Raw genomic sequence first — 24,509 nt, forward strand, 5'->3', positions numbered from 1 at the left:
ACGTGAACCCGCGTTTTCATTTTTATAAAAATTATCGGCAAAAGCTAGAAATCAATTGGAATAAATCGGAATCTCCGGCGATAATATAGATACAACTAGAGGAATTACTAAATTTTCGGTAAATGTTCACAAGAAGCAAGGTTTCAATCTTGTGAATCCTAGTGGAATGATGTAATATGTTGGGTATATATACATAGATATAAAGACCCATTTGGTGGAGAGTGATATTCCATGCGCGACAAAGGGACTGAGCGTTGGAGCACATACGAGCCGTTTTATATTACATTGAATGATAAAAAAGTGGCTGACATCGTCGTTACCAATCATGCGAGAAGCCGGTATACGGATCGGGTAAAGGGCGACGACACGACCCATGAGGAAATCGGGGCCTGGATGTGGGAATGCCTGAAGCAGAACCGGATCGTGCCGTACTATCGCAATGAACAGGACGTTTATTTAATTGACGACGATTTGGTCGTGGTAGCGGAGTTTTCGGAGCTGGAGGATGAGCGTGATCTTATCGGCAACCCGCTGCATCGGATGATTATCGTGACTTTTTTGGGGCGCATGTCGGAGACGATTGAGCTTCGCGACCTGAAGTCATATTATTCGTGGCTGCGCCATTCGCGGCGCATGACCTTGATCAAGAACAGTCGTAAACGAAAATAATTTTAAAAAATAATAGATAGAAATCCACATTGGCATGCGAGCGATCTGCGCGGATGTCTTTTTTGTGGGTTTGCCGGCAATCGGCTACAATGGTGTTGAGCCAGGCAGCGAGAGGGGTAACGATCGTTATGAATTTTCATCAGCTACATATTTTTTATACGGTGGCGGAGCGGGGGAGCTTCTCGGCGGCCGCTCAGGCGCTCCACATGAGCCAGCCTGCGGTCACGATGCAGATCCAGGCTCTGGAGGAGCATTTCGGCACGAAGCTGCTGAACCGCTCCACGAAGCGCATCGAACTAAGCGAGGCCGGTCGGATTCTGCTGCCCTATGCCCGGAAGATCCTCGAGCTCTCGCGGGAAACGGATGCGGCGATGGCGGCCTTTTCCAATATGCTGCTCGGAAGGCTCCAGCTCGGCGCAAGCCTGACCATCGGCGAATATGTGCTGCCGCGCCTCCTTGGACCGTTCGGGCGGGCGTATCCCGACATATCGATTATGCTGAAGGTGATGAACACATCGCAGATTCTCGAGGAGATCGCGGGCCATCAATTGAATTTCGGGCTGATCGAAGCACCGGTGGAGCATCCGGATATGGTGCTTGAGCCGGTCATGGAGGACGAGCTGAAGCTGATTGTCCCATCGGGGCATCCGATTGCGGAGAGACCGGATCCAATCGAGCTGAGTGAAGTGCTGACTTATCCGTTTGTGCTTCGAGAGAAAGGCTCCGGTACCCGGAAGGTGATGGAGGATGTGTTGATAGAGCGGGGAATTGACCCCGGGGCGATTCGGACCGTCATGGAGCTCGGCAGCACCGGCGCGGTCAAATCGGCCGTGGAGGAGGGGCTGGGGATCACTATGCTCTCCACCTCAACCGTCAAGCACGAAACCGCGCTTGGGCTGGTCAAGATGATTGATATCGCGGATGCATCGTTCAAACGCAATTTCTATGCGATTCAGCTGCGGTCCGCCCTGCTGCCGATGTCCGCGACAACCTTCCTGACTTATTTGAAAGAGCAGCGGCAGTAACCAGAGGCTTGTTGAGAGCGGCTGCAAGCTTTGTGGTTATGGTCAAACGCGAAAGGAGAATGGAAATGCCCATACGATTACCGGATGACGTAAAGGGAGGCTGTGATTTGCATACGCACACACAGGCTTCGGATGGAATGAATCGTCCCTCTGAAAATGTACAGCTCGCATTCGAGCGCGGCTTAAACGCGCTGGCCATTACGGATCATGACACGGTCGCCGGCGTCGAAGAAGCTCTCCTTGCCGGACAACGTCACGGCATTGAGGTTGTGCCCGGCGTGGAAATCAGTACCATGGCCGGCGGCAAGGACATTCATATCCTGGGGTATTATGTGGATATCCATGACGAAGTCTTTCTCGGACGGCTGGCGGAGCTCCGGCGAACGAGGGAGCTGCGCAATGAGAAGATTTTAGCGAAGCTTAAGGAGCTCGGGATCAGCATCACGATGGATGAAGTCATTCGAGGATTGGGGCGGGAGCTTGCTCCCGATGAGAGCATCGGCCGACCTCATATCGCCGATGCGCTAGTCCGCAAGGGACATGCCGGCAGCATGCGCGAGGCGTTTGACCGCTATCTTGCGCAAGGAGCGGCAGCCTATGTGCCCCAGGAGCGGATTCATCCGTCGGTGGCTTGCGATTGGATTCGCGATGCCGGAGGCGTGCCCGTGCTCGCCCACCCGGGCATTTATGAGGACGATGAACTGGTGGAAATGATCATTCGGGAGGCCGGGCCGAGGGGAATCGAGGTGTACCACTCCGACCACGGAGCGGACGATGAAACCCGCTACCTGGCCATGGCCCAGCAATACAGCCTCATCGTGACCGGCGGCTCGGACTATCATGGCGTGAGGCAGGGCGAGGTGTTTCACGGAGACATCGGTGCAAGGCGCGTAGCGGCCGAGGTGCTGGAGCAGCTGCGGAATTCGCAGGGATCCGTACAGTGAACGGACATGGATCAGACATATAAATAAAAACGGGCATCCCCGATTTTCGTTTTCATGGGGGATACCCGTTTTTTTATTGTCTTGGTTTTTATTTGTTCTTGGTTCTTATTTGTTCCAGGCAGCCCAGATAAGGACCGGCGCTATCGGTTGTTTTTCACGGTGCTCGGCAGTCCCTTGATCAGCTGTTCATCCGGCGTGACGAACAACGTCTTCTGATTGTCGTAGATCACATATCCCGGCTTCGCCCCGCTTGGCTTGCGGACATGCCGGATCAAGGTGTAGTCGACAGGCACGCTGCTGGACTCCTTGGCCTGGCTGTGGTAGGCCGCCAGCTGCGCCGCTTCCTGCAGCGTCGCCTCCCCGAATTCGCTGCTGCGGATCACGACGTGCGACCCCGGAATATCCTTCGTGTGAAGCCAAGTATCGTTAGGGGATGCAAGGCGGTTGGTCAGGTACTCGTTCTGCAGATTGTTCTTCCCGACGTACAGCTCGATGCCCTCCGATGATGTGTAGACATGAAGCGTAGGCTTGTCGTTCTTCTTCTTTTTCTTCGTCTTGCGGCTTCGGTCCCGGAGGTACCCTTGCTGGATCAATTCTTCCCGTATTTCGTCAATGTCGTTCAAGGTGGCATGGTCCAGCTGCTGAAGGAGATTGTCGAGATAGCCGATTTCCTCGCGGGTTTTGATCAGCTGCTCGTTAATGACGGCCAGGCTGTTTTTATATTTGTTATATTTTTTAAAATAGCGCTGGGCATTATCCGATGGCGTCAGGAGAGGGTCCAGCGGAATGGTGACGAGCGCCTGCTCTTCATCGTAATAGTTGACGAGCCGGACTTCCCGGTCCCCCTTCTGAATTTGGTGCAGCGAGGCGAACAGAAGCTCGCCGAAGATCCGGTAACGGTCCGCATCGCCGGCTTCCTCCAAATCCTCATGCAGTTTATCGAGCTTCTTGATATTCTTGGTCCGCTCGTTCTGCAGAAAACGCAGAAGATCGCTTACCTTCTGCTTCACGGCGTCGCGCTGGGCTTTATCGCCGTAATAATCCTCCATGCACTCGCTCACCGAGCCATAGGTCTTGGTCTCTTCCGCCAAGTGGGTGAGCGGAATGACCGAGAACACCGACTTTCCCTTTGCATTAAGTCCGGATACGGGGCTGTACCGATGATGGCGCACCATATCCATCACCTCGTTGAATGCGCTCCACAGGCTGCCGCAATTTTTCTCGGACTCTCCGCCGGAGGCATCTTCCGCTCCGGCCCGGTGCGTGATCTCTTGGGCGGCGAGCGGGCTCAAACCGCTGAAGGTGCCCACAAGCCATGAAACTGCCGGCTCCTCGCTGAGCAGGCATGCCTCACGGAAAGCGTCTTGTCCCGTTTCAAGCGGATTCTGCTTGAACTGCTCGGGCGGGCTCGTGTAGGCAAAGCCCGGCATGACAACTCTGTAGCTGCTGATCGCCGGCGTGACATGGTGAATGCCGTCCAGGATCGTGCCCGTGGCCGGATCGAGCAGAATGATGTTGCTGTGCCTGCCCATCAGCTCAACGATGATTTTTTTGGTGGATACATCGCCCAGCTCGTCGCGCTGCCGGACCGTGATCTCGATAATCCGCTCCATGCCGACCTGCGTTATGTCCTCAATGATGCCGCTCTCGCAGTGCTTCCGCATCACCATGCAGAACATGGGCGCTTCCGCCGGATTGACGAACGCTTCGCCGGTAAGATGCACCCGGGGATACGTCGGGTTCGCGGACAGCAGCAGCTTCGCATTGCCTTGCTGCGTGCGGATATGCAGGACGATGTCCCTCTCATTCGGTTGATATATTTTATTGATCCGCGCGCCCCGGCATGATTGAAGCTCATGCACGAGCGCACGTGTAACGATTCCGTCCAGTGCCATGAATACATTCTCCTTCTGTCTCTTACCCTTCCTATCGTACTTCTCTATGATGCCATATTTCCCGTAAAAACTTAATAGCCCCTTCTGTGATAATTCAGGTTTTGTCCGAATACATTTACGTAGCAGGGGTGGAAAAGCTGTCAATCCGCCGGAACTTGCGTAAAACAACCGGGAGGGAAAGGAAGCATGGAACAAAAGCAATGGCACCAGATGGATGTGGATGAATTGCAGCAGGTGCTGCATTTGCGTCCGGAGCAGGGCCTCACGGAAGAGGAAGCCGGGGAAAGACGGAAAACCAGCGGTTATAACGAGCTCTCCGAGGGGGCGAAAATTTCCCCGCTTGTTCTGTTTTTGAACCAATTCAAGGATTTCATGGTGCTCGTGCTCCTTGGGGCGACCCTGATCTCCGGATTGCTTGGGGAGTATCTGGATGCCGTAACCATCGTGGCGATTATACTGATAAACGGGATACTCGGTTTTGTCCAAGAGTTTAAAGCGGAGCGGTCGCTGCGGGCTCTGAAGCAGCTGTCCGCCCCGTCCTCCAAAGTGCTGCGGGACGGTAAAGTGGTGCATCTGGCGGCCAGGGAGCTGGTGCCTGGAGACGTGGTGCTGGTGGAGAGCGGCGACCGCATTCCGGCCGACGTCCGCTGGCTGGAGACGAGCAGCTGCAGCGTTGAGGAGTCGGCATTAACCGGGGAGTCGATGCCGGTGAACAAGCATGCCGAGCCGATCCCCGAGGCGGATGTGCCGCTTGGCGACCGCAAAAATATCGGCTTTATGGGCACGATGGTCACCCGCGGTTCCGCCAAGGGCGTTGTCATCCGGACTGGAATGGATACCGAAATGGGCAAGATCGCCGATCTGATCCAGAGCACCGAATCCCAGGAAACGCCGCTGCAGCATCGTTTGGAGCAGCTAGGGAAAATATTGATCGGCGTTTCGCTCGCGCTCACGGTTCTGGTCGTCGTGGCGGGCATCCTCCACGGGCAGCCGGCGGCAGGCATGTTCCTGGCAGGCGTCAGCCTTGCGGTTGCAGCCATTCCGGAGGGGCTTCCGGCCATCGTAACGATCGCCCTGGCGCTCGGCGTCCAGCGGATGATCAAGCGCAAGGCCATTGTGCGGAAGCTGCCTTCGGTCGAGACGCTTGGCTGCGCCTCCGTCATCTGCTCCGACAAGACGGGCACGCTGACCCAGAATAAAATGACCGTCACCCGGATCTGGCTTGGGGGCCGCATCTTGGAGGTGACCGGACAAGGCTATGATCCGACTGGACAAATCCTCCATAAGGGCAAGCCGGTCGAGCTGCGGTCCGATCAGGCGCTGCGCCGGCTCCTGCAGATCGGGGGACTGTGCAACAACGCCGAAATCGTCGAGACTATACAGCAAGATACGCGTAACAAGCGCAAAGGCAAGGAGGAGCCTGCGGCCCCTTCCGCTTGGGAATTGAAAGGGGACCCGACCGAAGGCGCCCTGCTGACCCTGTCGTCCAAGATGGGTTTGACCAAAGCAAGCTTGGCATCCGTGTACCAGCGGGATAAGGAATTTCCGTTCGATTCGGAACGGAAGCTGATGTCCGTCATCGTCAGCCATCAGGGGGGACGCCTGCTCTGCACGAAGGGCGCGCCGGATGTGCTGCTTGAAGCCTGCACGTATATTTTATGGGACGGAAACGTCGTGCCGCTTACACCGACGCTGCGCCAGAAGGTGCTGGCCGCGAACGAAGGCATGGCTTCCGAAGCGCTCCGGGTGCTCGGCCTTGCATACCGCGATCTCCGGCCTTACGACAAGCCGGAAACGGACAAGGAGGCGGAGGGCCAGCTGATCTTCGTCGGATTGGCAGGGATGATCGATCCGCCTCGACGCGAGGTGCGCGACGCGATTGCAACCTGCCGCCGGGCGGGCATCAAGACCGTGATGATTACCGGCGACCACAGGACCACCGCCGAAGCGATTGCCGGCCAGCTTGGCATCATGCCGAGGAACGGCTTGTCCTTGACCGGGCAGGAGCTGTCTCGGATGGATGACAAGGAGCTGGACGCCAAAGTGGACCAGACCTTCGTCTACGCCCGCGTATCCCCGGAGCATAAGCTCCGAATCGTCAAATCGCTGCAGCGCAAGGGCCATGTGGTAGCGATGACCGGCGACGGGGTCAATGATGCGCCGGCCATCAAGGCGTCGGATATCGGCATCGCGATGGGCATCACTGGCACGGATGTGACCAAGGAAGCCTCATCGCTCGTGCTCAGCGACGACAACTTCTCGACCATCGTGTCGGCCATAGAGGAAGGCCGGAGCATCTATGAGAACATACGCAAGTTCATTCGCTATTTGCTGGCATCGAATGTCGGGGAAATTCTGACGATGTTCTTCGCGATGATGCTTGGCCTGCCGCTTCCGCTCGTGCCGATTCAGATTCTATGGGTAAACCTCGTGACCGACGGGCTTCCAGCGATGGCGCTTGGCGTGGACCAGCCGGAGAAGGACCTGATGGAGCACAAGCCGAGAGGGGCCAAGGAGAACATTTTCGCCCGCCGGCTCGGCTGGAAAATTATCAGCCGCGGCGTTTTGATCGGCCTTTGTACGCTTGGAGCCTTCTGGATTACGCTGTCCGGCTCGCCAGACGATTTGGTGAAAGCCCAATCGGTCGCCTTTGCCACGCTTGTGATGGCGCAGCTGATCCACGTGTTCGACTGCCGCAGCTCACGCTCCATTTTCCACCGTAATCCGCTGCAAAACAAAGCGCTGGTACTGGCAGTGCTCTCTTCGATCCTTCTGATGCTGGGGGTTATGTACATCGAGGTATTCCAGCCGATCTTCAAGACGGTTCCGCTCGGACTGAAGGAATGGGCGCTGGTGCTTGTCGCCGCCGGAATCCCGACCTTCCTGATGGGAGCCGGCAGCGTATGGGGTGGACGAAGAAACCGCAACCGCAGCCGCCGCAGCATGATGCCGAAGAGTGCAAATATTTCGGCATAAAGTCAATGGGTGAGCCCATCCGATCTAGTATATGCTAAACTCAAGTTTTGCTATTGCAGAGGAGATGGGTTTGACGATGGAATTTACAAAAATGCACGGACTCGGCAACGACTTCGTTGTCGTGTACGGAGAACAGGAATTGCCTTCGAACGCCTCCGAGCTGGCTGTGAAGCTGTGTGACCGCTTCTTCGGCATCGGCGCGGACGGACTCGTATATATATTGCCTTCAGCCAAGGCGGATTTCACGATGCGGATCATGAACTCCGACGGATCCGAAGCGGAGCAATGCGGCAACGCGATCCGCTGCGTTGCGAAGTACGTTTACGATCATGGCCTGATCGACCGCACGGAGATGACGATTGAGACGCTGGGCGCGGGCGTGCAGAAGCTGCGCCTTACCGTCGAGGCAGAAAGGGTCGCCAGCGTGCGGGTCGATATGGGCGAGCCGATCCTGGATGGACTTCGCGTGCCGACAACGGTGGATCAGCATCCGGTGGTGAACCATCCGATCGAGGTTGACGGGCGGGAATTTCGCTTTACGGCCGTGTCGATGGGGAACCCGCACTGCGTAATCTACGTAGACGACGCTGTCAGCTTCGATCTCGGCACCTGGGGGCCGAAGCTGGAGGTTCACCCGCTGTTCCCGCGGAAGACGAACGTCGAATTCGCGACGGTCAACTCCCGGAATCAGATCGATATGCGGGTATGGGAGCGCGGGGCAGGACCAACGCTTGCTTGCGGCACCGGCGCCTGCGCCACGCTTGTAGCCTCCGTCCTGAACGGTGCGGCTGACCGCAGCGCGACCATTTCCCTTAAAGGGGGAGACTTGTTCATCGAATGGGATGAGCGTGACAATCACGTATATATGACCGGGCCTGCCGAAGTTGTGTATACAGGAACCGTTGTCCTGTAATATGATTCCTGAAAGGCTGCTGAAGCGTTGATATCGGAATCGTTAGATCGAACTGGATATACCGGTATTTGCGGCATTATCTGTCCATTGCCTGGAATTACAAGAAGGAGACCTGAAGGAGACCTGAACGGGTCTCCTCTTTGTCTCTTTATCTTTAGGAAGGTTTTGTGATACATTAGTGAAAATATTAGTCAGGTGGAGGGAAGGCACAGTGAAACCGGATCTAAGGCAGGCGTGGGAGAATCAGGTACTGATCGGGGACGGCGCCATAGGTACCTATCTATATCAACTAGGGTTCCCCGTAGGGATATCATATGAGGAGCTGAACCTGACCTCTCCGGAGGTTATCGGAAACGTTCACCGGCAGTATGTTGACGCCGGCGCGCAGTTGATCGAAACGAATACATTTTCGGCCAACTACGACAAGCTGTCCAAATACGGCCTGGAGTCCAAGGTCGGGGAGATCAACCGGGCAGGCGTGCGCATTGCCCGCGAGGCCGCAGGCCGCGACGGCTATGTCGTCGGCGCTGTTGGCTCCATTCGGGCCGGCCGCAGAAGCAACATATCGACTGGCGAGCTGAAGCGGTACTTTGAGGAGCAGCTCAGCGTTCTATTATCCGAGGGCGTCGACGGCATCCTGCTGGAAACCTTCTATGATGTCGAAGAAATCCAGCTGGCGCTGCAGCAGGTCCGCAAGCTGACCGACCTGCCCGTCATTTGCCAGTTCGCGGTCGAGAATATCGCCCGGACGCTCGACGGCTTCTCGATGCAGGACGCTTACCGGATTCTCAGCCAGGAAGGAGCCGACGTGATCGGTTTCAACTGCCGGACGGGACCGAACGGGATCATGCGCGCATTGGAAACGCTAAGCGGGGTTATGAATCTGCCGGCATCGGTCTATCCTAATGCTGGGATCGCCGATTACGTGGACGGGGAATTCCGTTACGGCGCCAGCCCTGAGTATTTCGGTCAAATGGCGGTGCCGTTCGCGGACCTCGGCGCCCGGATTATCGGCGGATGCTGCGGAACGACGCCGGCTCATATCGCGGAGATCGCTTCGACGTTATCCGGTTACGTGCCATCGCCTCTGCCGGAGGTTGAACCGGCCGAAATCAACCGGATCGTGATTCAGGAGCCTGCGGAAGGCAATCAGCCGGAGCGCTCTTCCGAGCCTTCCCTCGTCGATCTTGTGAAGGAACGTCACACCGTCATTGTGGAGCTGGATCCGCCGCGCGACCTCGACATCACGAAGTTTATGAAGGGGGCCGAGGCGCTGAAGAACGCGGGAGCGGATGCGCTGACGCTAGCCGACAACTCCCTCGCGGTCACCCGGATGAGCAACATGGCGCTGGGGCATCTTGTACAAGCCAGAATCGGCCTTCGGCCGTTGATTCATATCGCCTGCCGCGACCGGAACCTGATCGGGACCCAATCCCATATGATGGGCTTTGACGCGCTTGGCATCGACCATGTGCTTGCAGTTACGGGCGACCCGGCCCGTTTCGGCGACCTTCCGGGCTCGAGCTCGGTTTACGATATGACCTCGTTCGAGATCATTCGGATGATCAAGCAGCTGAACGAAGGCATCGCCTTCTCCGGCAAGCCCTTGAAGCAAAAAGCCAAGTTCGTTGTCGGGGCTGCGTTTAATCCGAATGTGCGCCATTTGGATAAGGCGGTTGCGCGCCTGGAGAAGAAGATTGCGTCCGGCGCGGACTATGTAATGACGCAGCCGGTATATGATCCGGAGCTGATCGTTCGGCTAAGAGAAGCAACCGCTCATCTGGATATCCCGATTTTTATCGGCATTATGCCGCTGGCCAGCGGACGGAACGCAGAGTATCTGCACAATGAGGTGCCGGGCATTCAGTTGTCCGATGAAGTACGCAGCCGCATGGCAGGGCTGGAAGGGGAAGCCGGACGAGCGATGGGCGTCCAAATCGGCAAGGAGCTGCTGGATGTCGCAACCAAGCATTTCAACGGCATTTACCTGATGACGCCGTTTATGTTCTACGAAATGAGCGTGCAATTAATGGAGTACGTCTGGGAGATATCGGGCCGCCGACTGTCCCCCTTGTTTCATTAATAATTATCAATTACAATAGTGTAATGGATGTGATTCCGATGTCATTGAGTATGACCGGATATGGACAGTCCGCCGTCGATTTTCAAGGGTATCATGTGTCAATAGAAGTGAAGTCGGTCAATCACAGGTATTGTGAAGTCGTGTTCAGAATGCCTCGTGAATGGTCCCGCTTTGAGGATTCGCTTCGGAGGGCCGTGCAGACCCGGATCGGCCGCGGACGGGTTGATGTTTACATTAACAAGGAAAATAACGGCGAGTCCCCGGATGCGGTGCTGAATCATGCCATGGTCAAAGCATACTTGCAGGCTGCAGAGGAATTGAAACCTTACGGTATTCAAGGAGAATTGACGGTACGCGACATGCTGTCCCTGCCGGATGTCCTCGTCAGTCCCGGGGGGCTTCCAATGGATGAAGCGCAGCAGCAGGAGTGGCATGATGCGCTTCTTCAAGGTCTCAACAAGGCGCTTGACGGCTTGGTGCAGATGCGGAGCAAGGAAGGGGCATTCCTGGTGAAGGACATCGAGGAGCGGCTTGGCCGTCTTGAATCGCTTCACAGCGAAATGGCCGAGCTGGCGCCCGAAGTGCCGGAGGAATACCGGAAGCGTCTGAGACAGCGCATTGAGTCGCTCGATGACGGGTCGCTTGCCGTTGATGAACATATATTCGGTATGGAAGTGGCTTTGTTTGCCGAACGCTGCAACGTCGAGGAGGAGCTGATCCGTCTTCGCAGCCATTTGGAGCAATGCAGGGAATTGCTTAATCAGAAAGGCCCTGTTGGCCGCAAACTTGATTTTCTGATTCAGGAAATGAACCGAGAAGTCAATACGATTGGATCGAAGGCCAATCATCTGACTCTGGTAAACCGTGTTGTCGAAATGAAAGCGGAACTGGAGAAGATTCGTGAACAAGCCGCCAACGTGGAATGAACTCGGCTTAATCGGCAAATAGAGTCAAATGTATAGGGGGAGCAGTCGCACTATGGCAATCAAACTTATTAATATTGGCTTCGGAAACATCGTATCGGCCAATCGGATCATTTCGATCGTGAGCCCTGAATCGGCGCCGATCAAGAGAATTATCCAAGAAGCACGGGACCGTCATATGCTGATTGACGCTACATACGGCCGAAGAACGCGGGCTGTTATTATTACCGACAGCGACCACGTGATTTTATCGGCCGTGCAGCCAGAAACCGTGGCGCACCGTCTATCCAGCAAAGATGACGACAACGACGAATAAGATGAGGAGTACTATGTCTAGAGGATTATTGATTGTATTATCCGGTCCATCCGGGGTAGGGAAGGGAACCGTCTGCACCGCTCTTCGGAGCCGTGTTCCGGAATTGGTCTATTCCGTGTCGGCCACGACACGTTCGCCTCGCCTCGGCGAGGTAAACGGCGTAAACTATTTTTTCAAAACCCGCGAGCAGTTCATGGAGATGATTGAGAACGATCAGCTTCTGGAGTATGCGGAATATGTCGGGAACTACTATGGTACTCCGCGGGATTTCGTGGAGGAGACGCTCGCCCAGGGCAAAGACATCATCCTGGAGATTGAGGTCCAGGGCGCTCTGAAGGTGAAGGAGAAATTTCCGGACGGAATCTTTGTGTTCCTGATGCCGCCGTCGCTTGAGGAGCTGAAGGACCGAATTCAGGGCCGAGGCACGGAAAACCAGGCAACCATCGAGCATCGCATGTCCGTTGCCGTCGATGAGATCAATTTGCTTCAGCATTATGACTATGCGGTCGTAAATGACGAGATTAATCTCGCATGCGAGAGAATAGAAGCTATTATTATAGCCGAGCATTGTAAAGTGAGAAAATAAATCTTGCCAGCCCATATCGGCTGCGAGATTTCTAGTATAGAAAGAAGAGGTGTTAGAGCTATGTTATACCCATCCATTGATGAAATGATGAACAAAGTCGACAGCAAGTACTCGCTCGTTGTTGCGGCTTCCCGCCGTGCACGTCAGCTCCGCGAGGGTCAACCGAGCGAACTCCAAAATCCGAAATCACATAAATTCGTAGGCGTTGCGCTTGAGGAAATCTACGGCGATTATGTGAAGATTGAACGGGAAGAAGCTTAAACGGCTTCTCCTACATCTGAATAGGAATGCGTTCGCGCAAAAAAATGTGACAACCGAAAGGTTGTTATTTTTTTGCGGGAGCGATGATAGGGTACCTTCAGACCAATCGAAAGCGGGGGAATTGTCATGTTGAACGGGAAAGTCATCGTCCTTGGCGTAACCGGCGGCATTGCCGCTTATAAAGCGGCCACGCTGTGCAGCCGGCTTGTTCAAAGGGGAGCGGACGTGCATGTCATAATGACGGAGTCCGCGAAGCAGTTCATTACGGAATTGACGCTCCAATCCCTGACCAAAAACCCGGTATATTCCGATACCTTCGACGAGAGGGATCCTTCGGTCGTTTCGCATATCCATCTCGCCGATATGGCGGACCTCTTCCTCGTTGCGCCGGCGACGGCCAACGTGATCGGCAAGATGGCCCACGGCCTGGCGGACGATATGCTGACAACGACGCTGCTCGCCACGACGGCGCCTGTCATGATCTCGCCGGCGATGAACGTCCATATGTATACGCATCCGGCGGTTATGGCAAATTTGGAGACGCTGGCTTCCCGCGGCGTTGGCATGATCGAGCCGGGCGAAGGGCTTCTGGCTTGCGGCTATGTCGGCAAGGGAAGGATGGAGGAGCCGGATACGATCGTGGAGGTCGTGGAGCGTTTTTTCCAAGAACAGGACAAGCAGGGCGGCCCATCCTTAAGGGTTGACGGAATGCCCGGGTCTTCAGCCGACCATGCAGCGAACGGATCGCATGGCTTGCTGAGCGGCAAGAAAGTCGTCGTTACGGCGGGCGGCACGATCGAGCGGATTGATCCGGTCCGATATATTACGAATGATTCTTCCGGCAAAATGGGATTTGCGATTGCCAAAGCCGCGAAAGAGCTTGGAGCCGAGGTCCATTTGATCGCTGCTCATACCGACGAGGCGCCGCCCGAAGGGATCGAGACGGAAAGGGTGGAATCCGCGGAGGATATGTACCAGGCGGTGCTGCGCGCGTTTCCTGACAGCGATATCGTGGTAAAGGCGGCGGCCGTTGCCGATTACCGTCCACGGGAGGCGGCTTCGTCCAAAATCAAGAAGCGCGGCGATACGATGACGCTGGAGCTGGTGAAGACAACGGATATTTTGGAGAATTTGGGACGCCGAAAGACGACCCAATTCCTGATCGGCTTTGCAGCCGAAACCGACTCCGTAGAGCAGTATGCCAGAGAGAAGCTGAAGCGGAAAAATTGCGATTTGCTCGTAGCCAATGACGTCACGGCAGCGGGCGCGGGATTCGGCACGGACACCAACCTCGTCCAGATTTATGACGCAGAGGGGCTCGTCGAGCGGCTTCCGCTCATGTCCAAGGAGGAAGTGGGCCGGCGGCTGCTGACGCTGGCGGCCGAGCGGCTGTCCGGGAGGTTTTCTTAATGGAAATGGCACGGGTTATTGTGGACGTGCCGTCCAAGGATACGGACCGTCCATTCGACTATTTGATTCCGGAGCGGCTCCGTCCATGGATCGAGGTCGGCAGCAGGGTCGGCGTCCCATTCGGCCACCGGACGCTGCAGGGCTTCGTCGTATCCCTTCATCCGCGTCCGGAAATGGAGACGTCGAAGATGAAGCCGATCCAGGAAATATTGGACGTTATGCCGCCCCTGTCGCCAGAGCTGATCGAGCTTGGCGAATGGATGAAGGAGCGCTACGCCTGCCGGCTGATTACGGCGCTGCAATCCATGCTCCCGACGGCACTGAAGGGGAAAGCGGAAAGGTATATCTCGCTTGGGGACGGCAGCGGGCTGGAAGCCGAGCAGCCGGACAGCCTGTTTGCGCTGCTGCCGGAGAGTGAGCTGGAGCAGCAGCTGATCGCTTTTGTATCCCAGCGGGGCGAAGTGTCCCTGCAGCAGCTCACCCGCGCGTTCCCGGATGCCGCCCAAGCCATCAAGGGGCTGATTGAACGCGGAAGGCTGAGCGAGCATCAGCAGATTAAAGATAAATTGCAGAAGAAAACATTGAAGGCGGTTGGTCTTGCCGTTACGGCAGAGGAGGCGGAAGGGATCCTGGCTTCGTTTCCGGCAAAGGCTCGGAGGCAGAAGGAGATTCTGCAGCATTTGCTTGAAATGGAGCCCTTCCTGCCGCTCCCGCTGAAAGACCTGCTGCAGACGCTTGGCGTTACGGCGGGGACGGTCAAGTCGCTTGCCGATAAGGGCTGGGTCACGCTGGAGGATGTGGAGGTGTTCCGCGACCCTTACCGGGGACGGAATTTCAAGCCGAGCGAGCCGCTGGCGCTGACGTCCGAGCAGCAGCATGTTTACGACAGAATTGTTCGTACGCTGGATGAGCGTGCGCACGGCGTGTTCCTGCTGCACGGGGTAACCGGCAGCGGCAAGACGGAAATCTACCTTCAGACGATTGCCAGATGCCTCGATCAGGGGCGCCAGGCGATCGTCCTGGTGCCTGAAATTTCGTTGACGCCGCAGATGGTCGAGCGCTTCAAGGGGCGCTTCGGAGACCGTGTAGCCGTCATGCATAGCCGCCTCTCGGACGGGGAGCGCTACGACGAGTGGCGCAAAATCCGGGAAGGCCGGGCTTCGGTCGTGGTCGGGGCAAGATCCGCGGTGTTTGCTCCGTTCGATAATCTCGGACTCATCATCATGGACGAGGAGCACGAAACTTCCTATAAACAGGAGGAAACGCCGAAATACCATGCGAGAGACGTGGCGATCCACAGGGCCCGTCGCACCGGCGCCGCCGTCATTCTGGGCTCGGCGACGCCTTCGCTGGAGAGCTATCATGCGGCGAGATCGCAGGCGCAGGATGAATTTGCCCCGGTTCTGCTGGAAATGCGGGCCCGGGCGCTCGGGAACAAGCTGCCGGCGGTCCGCGTGATCGACATGCGCGAAGAGCTTCGCGAAGGCAATCGCTCCATGTTCAGCCGGCCGCTGCACGAGGCGATTGCCGGTCGACTTGAACGGGGAGAGCAGACGGTGCTGCTCCTGAACCGGCGGGGATACTCCACCTTCGTGATGTGCCGGAGCTGCGGATATGTGGCGGGCTGTCCGGAGTGCGACATCTCGCTGACGTATCACCAGAAATCGAACAATCTGCGGTGTCATTACTGCGGATATGCCGCCAAGACGCCGGAAGTGTGCCCGGATTGCGGCAGCGAGCATATCCGCTACTTCGGAACGGGCACGCAGCGCGTGGAGGAAGAGCTGGCTAAGCTCTTTCCCGGCATTCGCGTTATCCGCATGGACGTGGACACAACGACCGAGAAAGGCTCGCACGAGAAGCTGCTGAAGCAGTTTAGGGAGAAGAAAGCCGACGTGCTGCTTGGCACCCAAATGGTAGCAAAGGGGCTCGATTTTCCCGATGTGACGCTGGTTGGCGTCATAACCGCCGATTCCGCGCTGAATCTGCCCGATTTCCGGGCGGCGGAGAAAACGTTCCAGCTGCTTACGCAGGTTGCCGGACGCGCGGGTCGGCATCAGCTGCCGGGCGAGGTGGTCATACAGTCCTACACACCGGAGCATTATTCGATCGTTCATGCAAGCGGTCATGATTATTTATCCTTCGTCAAGGACGAGCTGAAGCACCGCAAAGCGCTTCATTATCCGCCTTACTGCAGGCTTATTCTGGTGACGCTGTCCCATGAGCAGCTGCCGCTGCTCGTGCGCATGGCTGAAAATTTTGCCGCGGGGATCAAGGCCGAAGCCGACCGGCGCGGGTGGTTCGGGAGCCTGGACCGCTTCGACGCAAGCGCGCTCGACATTCTCGGACCGGTGGCTTCGCCGATCCCAAGGCTTAAAAATAGATACCGATTTCAATGTATGATAAAATGGCGGGGAACGATGGACGCCGTCTCGCTGACGCGGTCCGTGGCCGAGCAGCTTCAGGACTCGGCTCGGGACAGTACGCTTCAGATCAGCATTGATGTCGATCCGCAAATGTTAATGTAAACCCGCATATACTGATGAAAAGCACAAGGATGGTGTCGTTGAGATGGCAATTCGCTTGATCGTAAAGGAACCGGATGAGGTTCTTCATAAAAGAGCTAAAGAAATTACGAAAATTACGCCGAACGTTCAGAAGCTGCTGGACGACATGGCCGATACGATGTATGACGCGGACGGCGTCGGCTTGGCAGCTCCCCAGGTCGGCATTCTGAAACGGCTGATCGTTGTGGACGCAGGCGATGAGCATGGATTGATCAAGATGATCAACCCGGAAATCATCGAGAGCGAAGGCGAACAGTTCGGTCCTGAAGGCTGCCTCAGCATTCCGGGCTGGAACGGGGATGTGCGCCGCGCGGAGAAGGTTACCGTCAAAGGACTGGACCGGGAAGGCAATGAGCTCGTCGTGACCGGAACCGGGCTTTTGGCTCGCGCGTTCCAGCATGAGATTGATCATCTGAACGGGGTGTTGTTTACCGATATCGCCGAACGGGTGTATGAATATACGCCGGAGCAGCCGAGAAAAGAGCTGGAAAACCGATGAATATCGTATTTATGGGAACCCCTGCATTTGCCGTACCGAGCCTTGAGATGCTGATCGAGGAAGGGTATAACGTCGCAGCCGTCGTTACCCAGCCGGATCGTCCCCAAGGCCGCAAAAAGGTGCTGACGCCGACGCCGGTCAAGGAAGCCGCGCTTCGCCACGGCATCCCGGTGCTGCAGCCGCAGCGCTTGCGGAACCCTGAGGCTGTAGCGGAGCTGGCGGAGTATAAGCCGGATCTGATCGTTACGGCGGCGTACGGCCAAATTTTGCCGAAATCGGTGCTCGATTTGCCGCCGCTCGGCTGCCTTAACGTGCACGGCTCGCTGCTCCCGGCTTACCGGGGAGGCGCGCCGATTCAGCGCAGCATAATCAACGGCGAGAAGGTTACGGGCATCACGCTGATGTACATGGCTGAAGGGCTGGATACCGGCGATATGATCGCCAAAGTCGAGGTTCCGATCGAGGATGAAGATACGGCCGGGACGATGTTCGACAAGCTGAGCATAGCCGGCGCGAGACTGCTGAAGGAGCAGCTGCCGACTTTGGTTCAAGGCAAGGTTGCGGCCGAGCCGCAGGACGAGTCCAAGGCGACCTATGCACCGAACCTGACCCGGGAGGACGAAAAGATCGATTGGTCGAAAACCTCCCGTCAAATCTATGATCAAATCCGCGGCCTGGTTCCGTATTCGGGCGGCTTCACGCTGTGGAACGGGGACGTGTTCAAGGTGTGGGCCTGCGCCAAGCCGGATAAAGGCGACCAAGGCAAGGGCGATGGAGAGCCTGGAACCGTACTGGAAGTTAGTGAGAACGGCATTGTGGTCAAGACCGGCGACGGCGTGTTGACCCTATTGACGGTGCAGCCAAGCGGCAAGAAGGCGATGGACGCAGCCCAATTCGCGCGGGGGACGAGCCTTGCGCCGGGGACGGTGCTGACGTGAGCGGCAGCCCGAAGGGACGTCCGGCGTCGCCGCGGGAGCTGGCGATGCATGTGCTGACACAGGTTGAGCAGGAGGGAGCGTACAGCAACCTTCTGCTCAACACCGCTTTGCAGAAAGCAGCCCTGTCCAAGAGCGATGCGGGTCTGGCCACAGAGCTGATCTACGGGACGATTTCCCGGCTGAACACGCTGGATTATTTTTTGGACAAGTATGTGAATAAAGGCACCCGCAAGCTCCAGCCTTGGGTGAGGGCCTTGCTGCGGCTGAGCCTGTACCAGATTATCTACCTGGACCGAATCCCGGATCATGCGGTGGTGAGCGAAGCGGTCAATCTGGCGAAGCGCCGGGGGCACCAGGGCATCTCCGGGATGGTCAACGGCGTGCTCAGAAATATACTGCGCCAGAAGGAAAGCTTGGCGATCCCTGCCGATCTGCCGGCCGCGAAGCGGATCTCGCTTCAGCATTCGCACCCGGAGTGGCTGGTCGAGCGCTGGATTTCCCAATATGGCCGGGAGACGGCGGAGGCGATCTGCTCGGCCAACAATGAACCGCCGGCGGTCAGCGTCAGAGTAAATACGACGATGATCAGCCGGGAGGAGATGCTGAAGGAGATGGAGGGCCACGGCTTGCAGGCCGCCCCATCCTCCCTTAGCCCGTACGGCATCGTCGTGAAGGGCGCCGGCAATATGGCCCTGACCGACTGGTATCGTGAAGGCATGATCTCCATCCAGGATGAAAGCTCGATGCTGGTCGCCGAAGCGGTCGGTCCGGAGCCCGGCATGCGGGTGCTGGACTGCTGTGCCGCCCCTGGGGGGAAAAGCGCCCACATGGGGGAATTGATGAAGGACGAAGGCTCCATTGTAGCGAACGACATCCATTCCCACAAAGGCAAGCTGATCGCAGATCAGGCGGCCCGGCTGGGGCTGGACTGCATCCGAACGGTAACGGGCGATGCGATTGAGCTCCCCGCCCGGTTCGAGCCGGCTTCCTTTGACCGGATTCTGCTGGATGCCCCGTGCTCGGGGCTGGGCGTGATCCGCCGGAAGCCCGACCTGAAATGGGGGAAGACGGAGGAGGATATCCGCGAGATCGCGGCGCTGCAGTCAAGGCTGCTGGATTCCGTCTCGGCATTGCTTCGCCCCGGCGGGGTGCTGGTCTACAGCACCTGCACGATCGAGCCGCAGGAGAATGAAGGCGTGGTGACGTCCTTCGTGAACCGTCATCCCGAATTCGAGCTCGATGAAACGGGCAGCCTGTCCCGGCTCAAGGACAACGCGCTTGTCCGCGGCGGCGGCATTCAGATTCTGCCGCAGCACTATCATAGCGACGGCTTCTACATCGCAAGACTGCGAAGACGCTAAAACGAACCCGCGCGCCAGCCCGGCAAGAGGCCCTGCAGCCGTATCCCGCCCGCCGTGCTCTCCGGCGGGTTTTCTCTTTTACCGTCTCTTTTATTTATGGTAAAATAGGAAGAATGAAAAAAGAGTTGCATATGAATGAAATAGACAGGTGTGGTGAAATGAAACCCTTTATATACGATTTTTCGTTGGAAGAGCTTCAGGCATGGGCCCAGGAGCAAGGCGAGCCCGCGTTTCGCGGCTCCCAGATTTACGATTGGCTGTACGTTAAGCGCGTCGATTCCTTCGAGGAGATGACGAATCTCTCCAAGGAGCTTCGCTCGAAGCTGGATGCGTCGTTCAGCTTTGTAACCTTGACGGAGATTACCAAGCTTGAGTCGAAGGACGGCACGGTCAAATTTCTGTTCGGCCTTCATGATGATCATGCGATTGAAACGGTCATCATGAAGCACAACTACGGCAACAGCATTTGTGTTACGACGCAGGTGGGCTGCCGGATCGGCTGCACGTTCTGCGCATCGACGCTGGGCGGCCTGAAGCGGAACCTGACGTCCGGGGAGATCGTCGCCCAGGTGGTTCAGGCGCAGAAAATTCTGGACAAGACGGGCGAGCGCGTCTCCAGCATCGTGATTATGGGCTCGGGCGAGCCGTTCGAGAACTATGATGCAACGATGAAGTTTTTGCGCACGATGATTCACGAGAAAGGACTGAACATCGGACAGCGCCACATTACCGTGTCGACGAGCGGCATCGTGCCGAACATTTATAAATTCGCCGAAGAGGATACGCAGATCAATCTGGCGATTTCGATTCATGCGCCGAACGATAAGCTGCGCTCGAAGCTGATGCCGGTTAACCGCCGCTTCCCGTTCGACGACGTCATTGAAGCGCTGCGCTTCTATCAGGCCAAGACCGGACGGCGCATTACGTTTGAGTACGCGCTGATCGGCGGCGTGAACGACCAGGTCGAGCATGCCGAGGAGCTGGCGGACGTCATCAAGGATATGAACTGCTTCGTCAACCTGATTCCGGTCAACCATGTGCCGGAACGCAAATACGTTCGAACATCGCGCAATGACATTTTCAAGTTTCAACGTGCGTTAGCAGACAAGGGGGTCAATGTGACCATCCGTCGTGAACAAGGCCACGATATCGCTGCCGCTTGCGGACAGCTCCGGGCCAAGCATATGGAGTTGAGGTGAGAAGCTTTGATCAGAACGGTTCATGTCAGCCATGTCGGACGCGTTCGTCCTGTCAATGAAGATTCTGTGTTTGTGAGCACGCTGGAGCACGGTTATACGCTGGGTGTGGTCGCTGACGGCATGGGAGGCCATTTGGCAGGCGACACGGCCAGCCGGCTTGCGGTCGATACGGTAGCCGCGGATTTATCCTCCCTCGAGCCGGGGATTCCTTTGGAAGGGATTCGTGCCGCCCTCGGGGATGCGATTCTGCATGCCAACGAAGTGATCTATCAAGAGGCTTCGTCCGATGAGCGGCTTCACAATATGGGCACGACGATTGTAGCGGTGCTGCTCAGCGGCTCCGAAGGCTATATCGGGCACATCGGGGACAGCAGAGCTTATAAGGTTGCTTCCGGGCAAGTGACGCGCCTTACGGATGATCACACACTGGTGAACGAGCTGTATAAAAGCGGACAGATCACCGAAGATCAGCTGGAGACCCATCCCCGAAAAAATGTGCTGAGCCGTGCGCTCGGAACGGATGAGGATGTGACGGTTGAGCTTACGCCGGTATCCATTTCGGACGGCGAAGTGCTGCTTCTGTGCAGCGATGGACTCAGCAACCGGGTAAGCCGCGACCTGATTGGTCAAATTTCCGGCTCCCTTGACCTTCCTCTGGAGGAACGGGCGGATCGCCTGCTTCAACTGGCGCTTCTCGCCGGCGGCGAGGACAACATTACAGTCGCTATGTTTGAGCATCAAGAAGAGGTTGTCGGGCAACGTAAAAAGGGGTGGGATTCATGATCGGGCATGAATTGGCTGGTCGTTACAAAATTATAGAACGCATCGGCGGAGGCGGCATGGCGCTCGTCTACAAGGCTCAGGATATCCTGCTGAACCGGAATGTAGCGATCAAGGTGCTGCGCCAGCAGTTCGTCCATGACGAGGAATTTATTCGCAGATTCCGGCGCGAGGCGCAATCGGCCGCATCGCTGTCCCATTCCAATGTGGTCAGCATTTACGATGTCGGCCAAGAGGAAGACGTGCACTATATCGTCATGGAATATATCGAAGGTCAGAATTTGAACGAGATCATTAAAGAGCGGGCGCCGCTGCAGGTGGACGAAGCAGTGCGGATCGCCACCCAGATCTGTGATGCGCTGGATCATGCCCATCATAACCAGATTATTCATCGGGACATCAAGCCGCATAACATTCTGATCGGACGGAACGGACGGGTGAAGGTGACCGATTTCGGGATTGCCCGGGCCGTGACGTCGACGACGATTACGCAAACCGGATCGGTTGTCGGATCCGTGCATTATTTTTCGCCCGAGCACGCCAAAGGCGTCGTGACGGGTGAAAAATCGGATTTATATTCCTTAGGTATCGTGTTATATCAAATGCTGACCGCCCGTCTGCCGTTTCTCGGCGAGAGTCCGATCAGCGTTGCGCTGAAGCATCTGCAGGAGGAGTTCGACGAGCCGCGGGAGGTCAATCCGCTCATTCCGCAAAGCGTGGAGAACGTCATTCTGAAATCGATGCGCAAAAATCCGGAGGAGCGCTACCAGTCCGCTCAAGAAATGATGGCTGACCTGGAGACTTGCCTTCTGCCTTCCCGCTTGAACGAGCCGAAGATGGAGTTCGAGGAGGACGAGGATTCCACGCGGGTGATGCCGGCACTCAAGACGATGCAGCGCAGCAGCCATCATCCGGACGATGAGCCGGATGAGGATGACGAAGAGGATGATGATGAGGACCGGACGCCGGGCAAGCCGAAGAAGAAATGGGTGAAGCCGACGGTCATCGTCGCTTCGGTGCTGCTGTTCCTGGGAATCATGGCCGGTGTGGTCATGTATGTGAACAACATGCTTGAGGTTCCGGAGGTTACTGTACCTGGGGTAATTGGCATGACCGAGGAGGAAGCCATCCGGACGCTGGAGGGCGAAGGATTGACGGTGGATCCGGAAGTGATCCGCGAATACAAGCCGAACGTTACGGAAGGCGAAGTATTTGACCAGAGTAAGCCGGAGGGCACGAAGGTGAAGAAAGACTCTCCGATTCAGTTGTCCGTAGGGGCGGCGAAGCCGCTTGAGAAAATGCCGAACCTTAGCGGGAAAACGTATGAGCAAGCCGTCGAGGCTTTGACCGCGTTGGGCATTGCCGCTGAGGCAATAAATAAGTCTGAAGAAAACCATGACGAGATCGAAGCGGGTATGATCATCAGCCAAAATCCATCTCCCGATACGGACCTCGATCCTGATAAGGCCGCAGTCAGTCTGGTCGTCAGCAAAGGCAAAAAATTTGTCAAGATGCCGGCTCTCGTCGGCATGACCGAAGAGCAGGCCAGAGATGCGATCGAATCGCGGGGCCTGGTCGTTGATGCGGTCAAGCAAAAACCGAGCTTCGAAGTCAAACAGGGCATCGTGATGGAGCAGTGGCCTTACGAGGCGAACGCAGAAGTCGCCCCTGGGGAGAAAATTACATTTTTCGTCAGCTCCGGCTATCCGCCCGAGGCGCTGGAATACAATTACAGCGTTCCGATTTCTCCGGCTTACGAAGGGCAGGAGAGCAAAATTCGCATCGTGTTCTCGGACGCGCTGGGCGACAACCAAGAGGCCGTAAACAAAACGATTACGACCTCGGAATGGGTATCGGTGAAGCTGCTGCTCGCACCGGATAAGCACGCAACCGTCCAAATTTTCCGGGATGGCCGTCAGGTGGAAACGTACAGCGTCAGCTACAGCGACGTCAAGAACGGAACCGTGCCGCAGCCGACGATGGAACAGCCGCCTTTACCGCCGGATATGCAGGTTGATACGAATCCGGATGAAGGCACCGAAGGAACCGATGGCGGTGAGGAAGGCTCGGACGCGGAAGACGATTCCGCTTACGAGTGGGAGCCGGGCAACGGCAATGGAAATGGTCATGGCCGGGGCAAGGGCAATGAATGATCAAACGGTTATTCGATAGCAGCCGGTCTGGAATATACCATCGTGAAAACCAAATGAAATACATCCAAATTTCAACAAGAAAGGTGAGGCCTATTTTATGCTCGAGGGACTGATCGTGAAGGCACTAAGCGGATATTACTATGTGAAACCATTGCGAGATAACCAGTTGATATCCGGGGAGGACCAAGCGGTTCAATGCAGAGCCCGCGGCATTTTCAAAAAGAGAGGCATCTCTCCGCTCGTTGGAGACCGCGTCATGTATTCATTGACTGAGAATGGAGAGGGGACCGTGGATGAAATTCTTCCACGGTCTTCCGAATTAATTCGCCCGCCTGTCGCTAATGTCGACTTGGCGGTGCTCTTGTTTTCGGTTAAGGAGCCGGATCTGAACCTGCTCCTGCTGGACAAGTTCCTCGTGCATATTGAGCATGCGGGGCTTGACGCCGTCATCGTTCTGACCAAGCAGGATCTGACGGACGCTTCGGACGAATCCGCGGAAAAGGTGAAGCGGATGTACGAAGAGATCGGCTACGAGGTGATGATCACCAGCTCGCTCCAAGGCATTGGCGTCCAGCAGGTGAAGGATCGCCTGGCAGGCGAGATCAGCGTGTTCTCGGGGCAATCCGGGGTCGGCAAGTCGACTTTGCTCAATGCCCTGATGCCGGGGCTGGCGCTGGAAACGAGCGAAATCAGCCTGCGCCTCGGGCGCGGCCGCCATACGACGCGGCACGTCGAACTGATCGAGCTGGATAACGGCGGGTATGTAGCGGATACGCCGGGCTTTAGCCAGCTGGACTTTCTGGAGCTTGGCGTCGAGGAACTGTCCAGCTGCTTCCGGGAATTCGCTCCGCATGCGGCGGAATGCAAATTCAGAGGCTGCAGCCATCTGCATGAGCCAGGCTGCCGGGTGATCCAGGCCGTAGAGGATGGAACCATCCAAGCCGGCCGCTACGAGCACTATGTGGAGTTTTTTACGGAGATGAAAGACAAGAAGCGGAGGTATTAAGCGAT

The 24,509-nt window shown here is 56.6% G+C and carries 20 protein-coding genes; 19 read left to right on the top strand and 1 reads right to left on the bottom strand.

Annotation, left to right across the window (positions count from 1 at the left end; genetic code table 11):
- Positions 1-231 precede the first annotated feature (231 nt).
- From NST08_RS09810 to NST08_RS09820, 3 genes are all read left to right on the top strand, one after another.
- Entirely contained in the window at positions 232-669 is a 438-nt protein-coding gene (locus NST08_RS09810; protein ID WP_007129639.1) for a hypothetical protein, read from the top strand.
- Between the two features lie 128 nt (positions 670-797).
- Positions 798-1,694, top strand: a complete 897-nt coding sequence (locus NST08_RS09815; protein ID WP_040738469.1) for a selenium metabolism-associated LysR family transcriptional regulator — start codon at positions 798-800, stop codon at positions 1,692-1,694.
- 65 nt (positions 1,695-1,759) lie between these two features.
- Positions 1,760-2,638: a PHP domain-containing protein gene (locus NST08_RS09820; RefSeq protein ID WP_007129641.1), complete on the top strand. Its 879-nt coding sequence runs from the start codon at positions 1,760-1,762 to the stop codon at positions 2,636-2,638.
- A gap of 140 nt (positions 2,639-2,778) precedes the next feature.
- Here NST08_RS09820 and NST08_RS09825 read toward each other — a convergent pair whose 3' ends face one another.
- Entirely contained in the window at positions 2,779-4,533 is a 1,755-nt protein-coding gene (locus tag NST08_RS09825; protein WP_251536952.1) for an Rqc2 family fibronectin-binding protein, read from the bottom strand.
- Between the two features lie 186 nt (positions 4,534-4,719).
- Here NST08_RS09825 and NST08_RS09830 point away from each other — a divergent pair, with 186 nt between their 5' ends.
- The 16 genes from NST08_RS09830 to rsgA all read left to right on the top strand — a co-directional run bounded on the left by NST08_RS09830 (position 4,720) and on the right by rsgA (position 24,504).
- Entirely contained in the window at positions 4,720-7,509 is a 2,790-nt protein-coding gene (locus tag NST08_RS09830; RefSeq protein WP_007129643.1) for a calcium-translocating P-type ATPase, SERCA-type, read from the top strand.
- A 76-nt stretch (positions 7,510-7,585) separates the two neighbouring features.
- Positions 7,586-8,422 (top strand): diaminopimelate epimerase, encoded by an 837-nt coding sequence (dapF, locus tag NST08_RS09835; protein ID WP_007129644.1) that lies wholly within the window; start codon positions 7,586-7,588, stop codon positions 8,420-8,422.
- 211 nt (positions 8,423-8,633) lie between these two features.
- A complete protein-coding gene (locus tag NST08_RS09840; protein ID WP_341033920.1) occupies positions 8,634-10,505 on the top strand; it encodes a bifunctional homocysteine S-methyltransferase/methylenetetrahydrofolate reductase in 1,872 nt (623 codons plus the stop codon).
- A gap of 38 nt (positions 10,506-10,543) precedes the next feature.
- Complete coding sequence (locus tag NST08_RS09845; protein ID WP_028405229.1) at positions 10,544-11,431, top strand: YicC/YloC family endoribonuclease; 888 nt, start codon at positions 10,544-10,546, stop codon at positions 11,429-11,431.
- 52 nt (positions 11,432-11,483) lie between these two features.
- On the top strand, positions 11,484-11,744 hold the full coding sequence (remA, locus tag NST08_RS09850) for an extracellular matrix/biofilm regulator RemA (RefSeq protein WP_006209218.1): 261 nt from the start codon (positions 11,484-11,486) through the stop codon (positions 11,742-11,744).
- A gap of 13 nt (positions 11,745-11,757) precedes the next feature.
- On the top strand, positions 11,758-12,330 hold the full coding sequence (gmk, locus tag NST08_RS09855; protein ID WP_007129647.1) for a guanylate kinase: 573 nt from the start codon (positions 11,758-11,760) through the stop codon (positions 12,328-12,330).
- A 60-nt stretch (positions 12,331-12,390) separates the two neighbouring features.
- Positions 12,391-12,591 carry a DNA-directed RNA polymerase subunit omega gene (gene rpoZ / locus NST08_RS09860; RefSeq protein ID WP_007129648.1) on the top strand — a complete coding sequence of 67 codons (201 nt, stop codon included), beginning with the start codon at positions 12,391-12,393 and terminating at the stop codon, positions 12,589-12,591.
- 126 nt (positions 12,592-12,717) lie between these two features.
- The gene (gene coaBC, locus NST08_RS09865) at positions 12,718-14,001 is read left to right on the top strand and encodes a bifunctional phosphopantothenoylcysteine decarboxylase/phosphopantothenate--cysteine ligase CoaBC (protein WP_007129649.1); all 1,284 of its coding nucleotides are present in this window, start codon (positions 12,718-12,720) and stop codon (positions 13,999-14,001) included.
- Positions 14,001-16,529, top strand: coding sequence for a primosomal protein N' (priA, locus tag NST08_RS09870; protein ID WP_341033919.1), 2,529 nt, complete (start codon positions 14,001-14,003; stop codon positions 16,527-16,529). Before coaBC ends, priA begins: the two co-directional genes overlap by 1 nt.
- Positions 16,530-16,572: 43 nt before the next feature.
- Entirely contained in the window at positions 16,573-17,067 is a 495-nt protein-coding gene (gene def, locus NST08_RS09875) for a peptide deformylase (RefSeq protein WP_007129651.1), read from the top strand.
- Positions 17,064-18,005, top strand: coding sequence for a methionyl-tRNA formyltransferase (fmt, locus tag NST08_RS09880; protein WP_007129652.1), 942 nt, complete (start codon positions 17,064-17,066; stop codon positions 18,003-18,005). The genes def and fmt overlap by 4 nt, the downstream gene beginning before the upstream one ends.
- Positions 18,002-19,366 (top strand): 16S rRNA (cytosine(967)-C(5))-methyltransferase RsmB, encoded by a 1,365-nt coding sequence (gene rsmB / locus NST08_RS09885; RefSeq protein ID WP_007129653.1) that lies wholly within the window; start codon positions 18,002-18,004, stop codon positions 19,364-19,366. The genes fmt and rsmB overlap by 4 nt, the downstream gene beginning before the upstream one ends.
- A 158-nt stretch (positions 19,367-19,524) precedes the next feature.
- On the top strand, positions 19,525-20,565 hold the full coding sequence (gene rlmN / locus NST08_RS09890) for a 23S rRNA (adenine(2503)-C(2))-methyltransferase RlmN (RefSeq protein WP_007129654.1): 1,041 nt from the start codon (positions 19,525-19,527) through the stop codon (positions 20,563-20,565).
- 6 nt (positions 20,566-20,571) lie between these two features.
- Positions 20,572-21,348: a Stp1/IreP family PP2C-type Ser/Thr phosphatase gene (locus NST08_RS09895; protein ID WP_007129655.1), complete on the top strand. Its 777-nt coding sequence runs from the start codon at positions 20,572-20,574 to the stop codon at positions 21,346-21,348.
- Positions 21,345-23,498: a Stk1 family PASTA domain-containing Ser/Thr kinase gene (gene pknB / locus NST08_RS09900; protein ID WP_007129656.1), complete on the top strand. Its 2,154-nt coding sequence runs from the start codon at positions 21,345-21,347 to the stop codon at positions 23,496-23,498. The genes NST08_RS09895 and pknB overlap by 4 nt, the downstream gene beginning before the upstream one ends.
- 97 nt (positions 23,499-23,595) lie before the next feature.
- Positions 23,596-24,504 carry a ribosome small subunit-dependent GTPase A gene (gene rsgA, locus NST08_RS09905; protein ID WP_007129657.1) on the top strand — a complete coding sequence of 303 codons (909 nt, stop codon included), beginning with the start codon at positions 23,596-23,598 and terminating at the stop codon, positions 24,502-24,504.
- Positions 24,505-24,509: the final 5 nt, after the last annotated feature.

It is taken from the genome of Paenibacillus sp. FSL K6-1566 (assembly GCF_038050475.1).
Taxonomy (GTDB): domain Bacteria; phylum Bacillota; class Bacilli; order Paenibacillales; family Paenibacillaceae; genus Paenibacillus_AQ; species Paenibacillus_AQ lactis.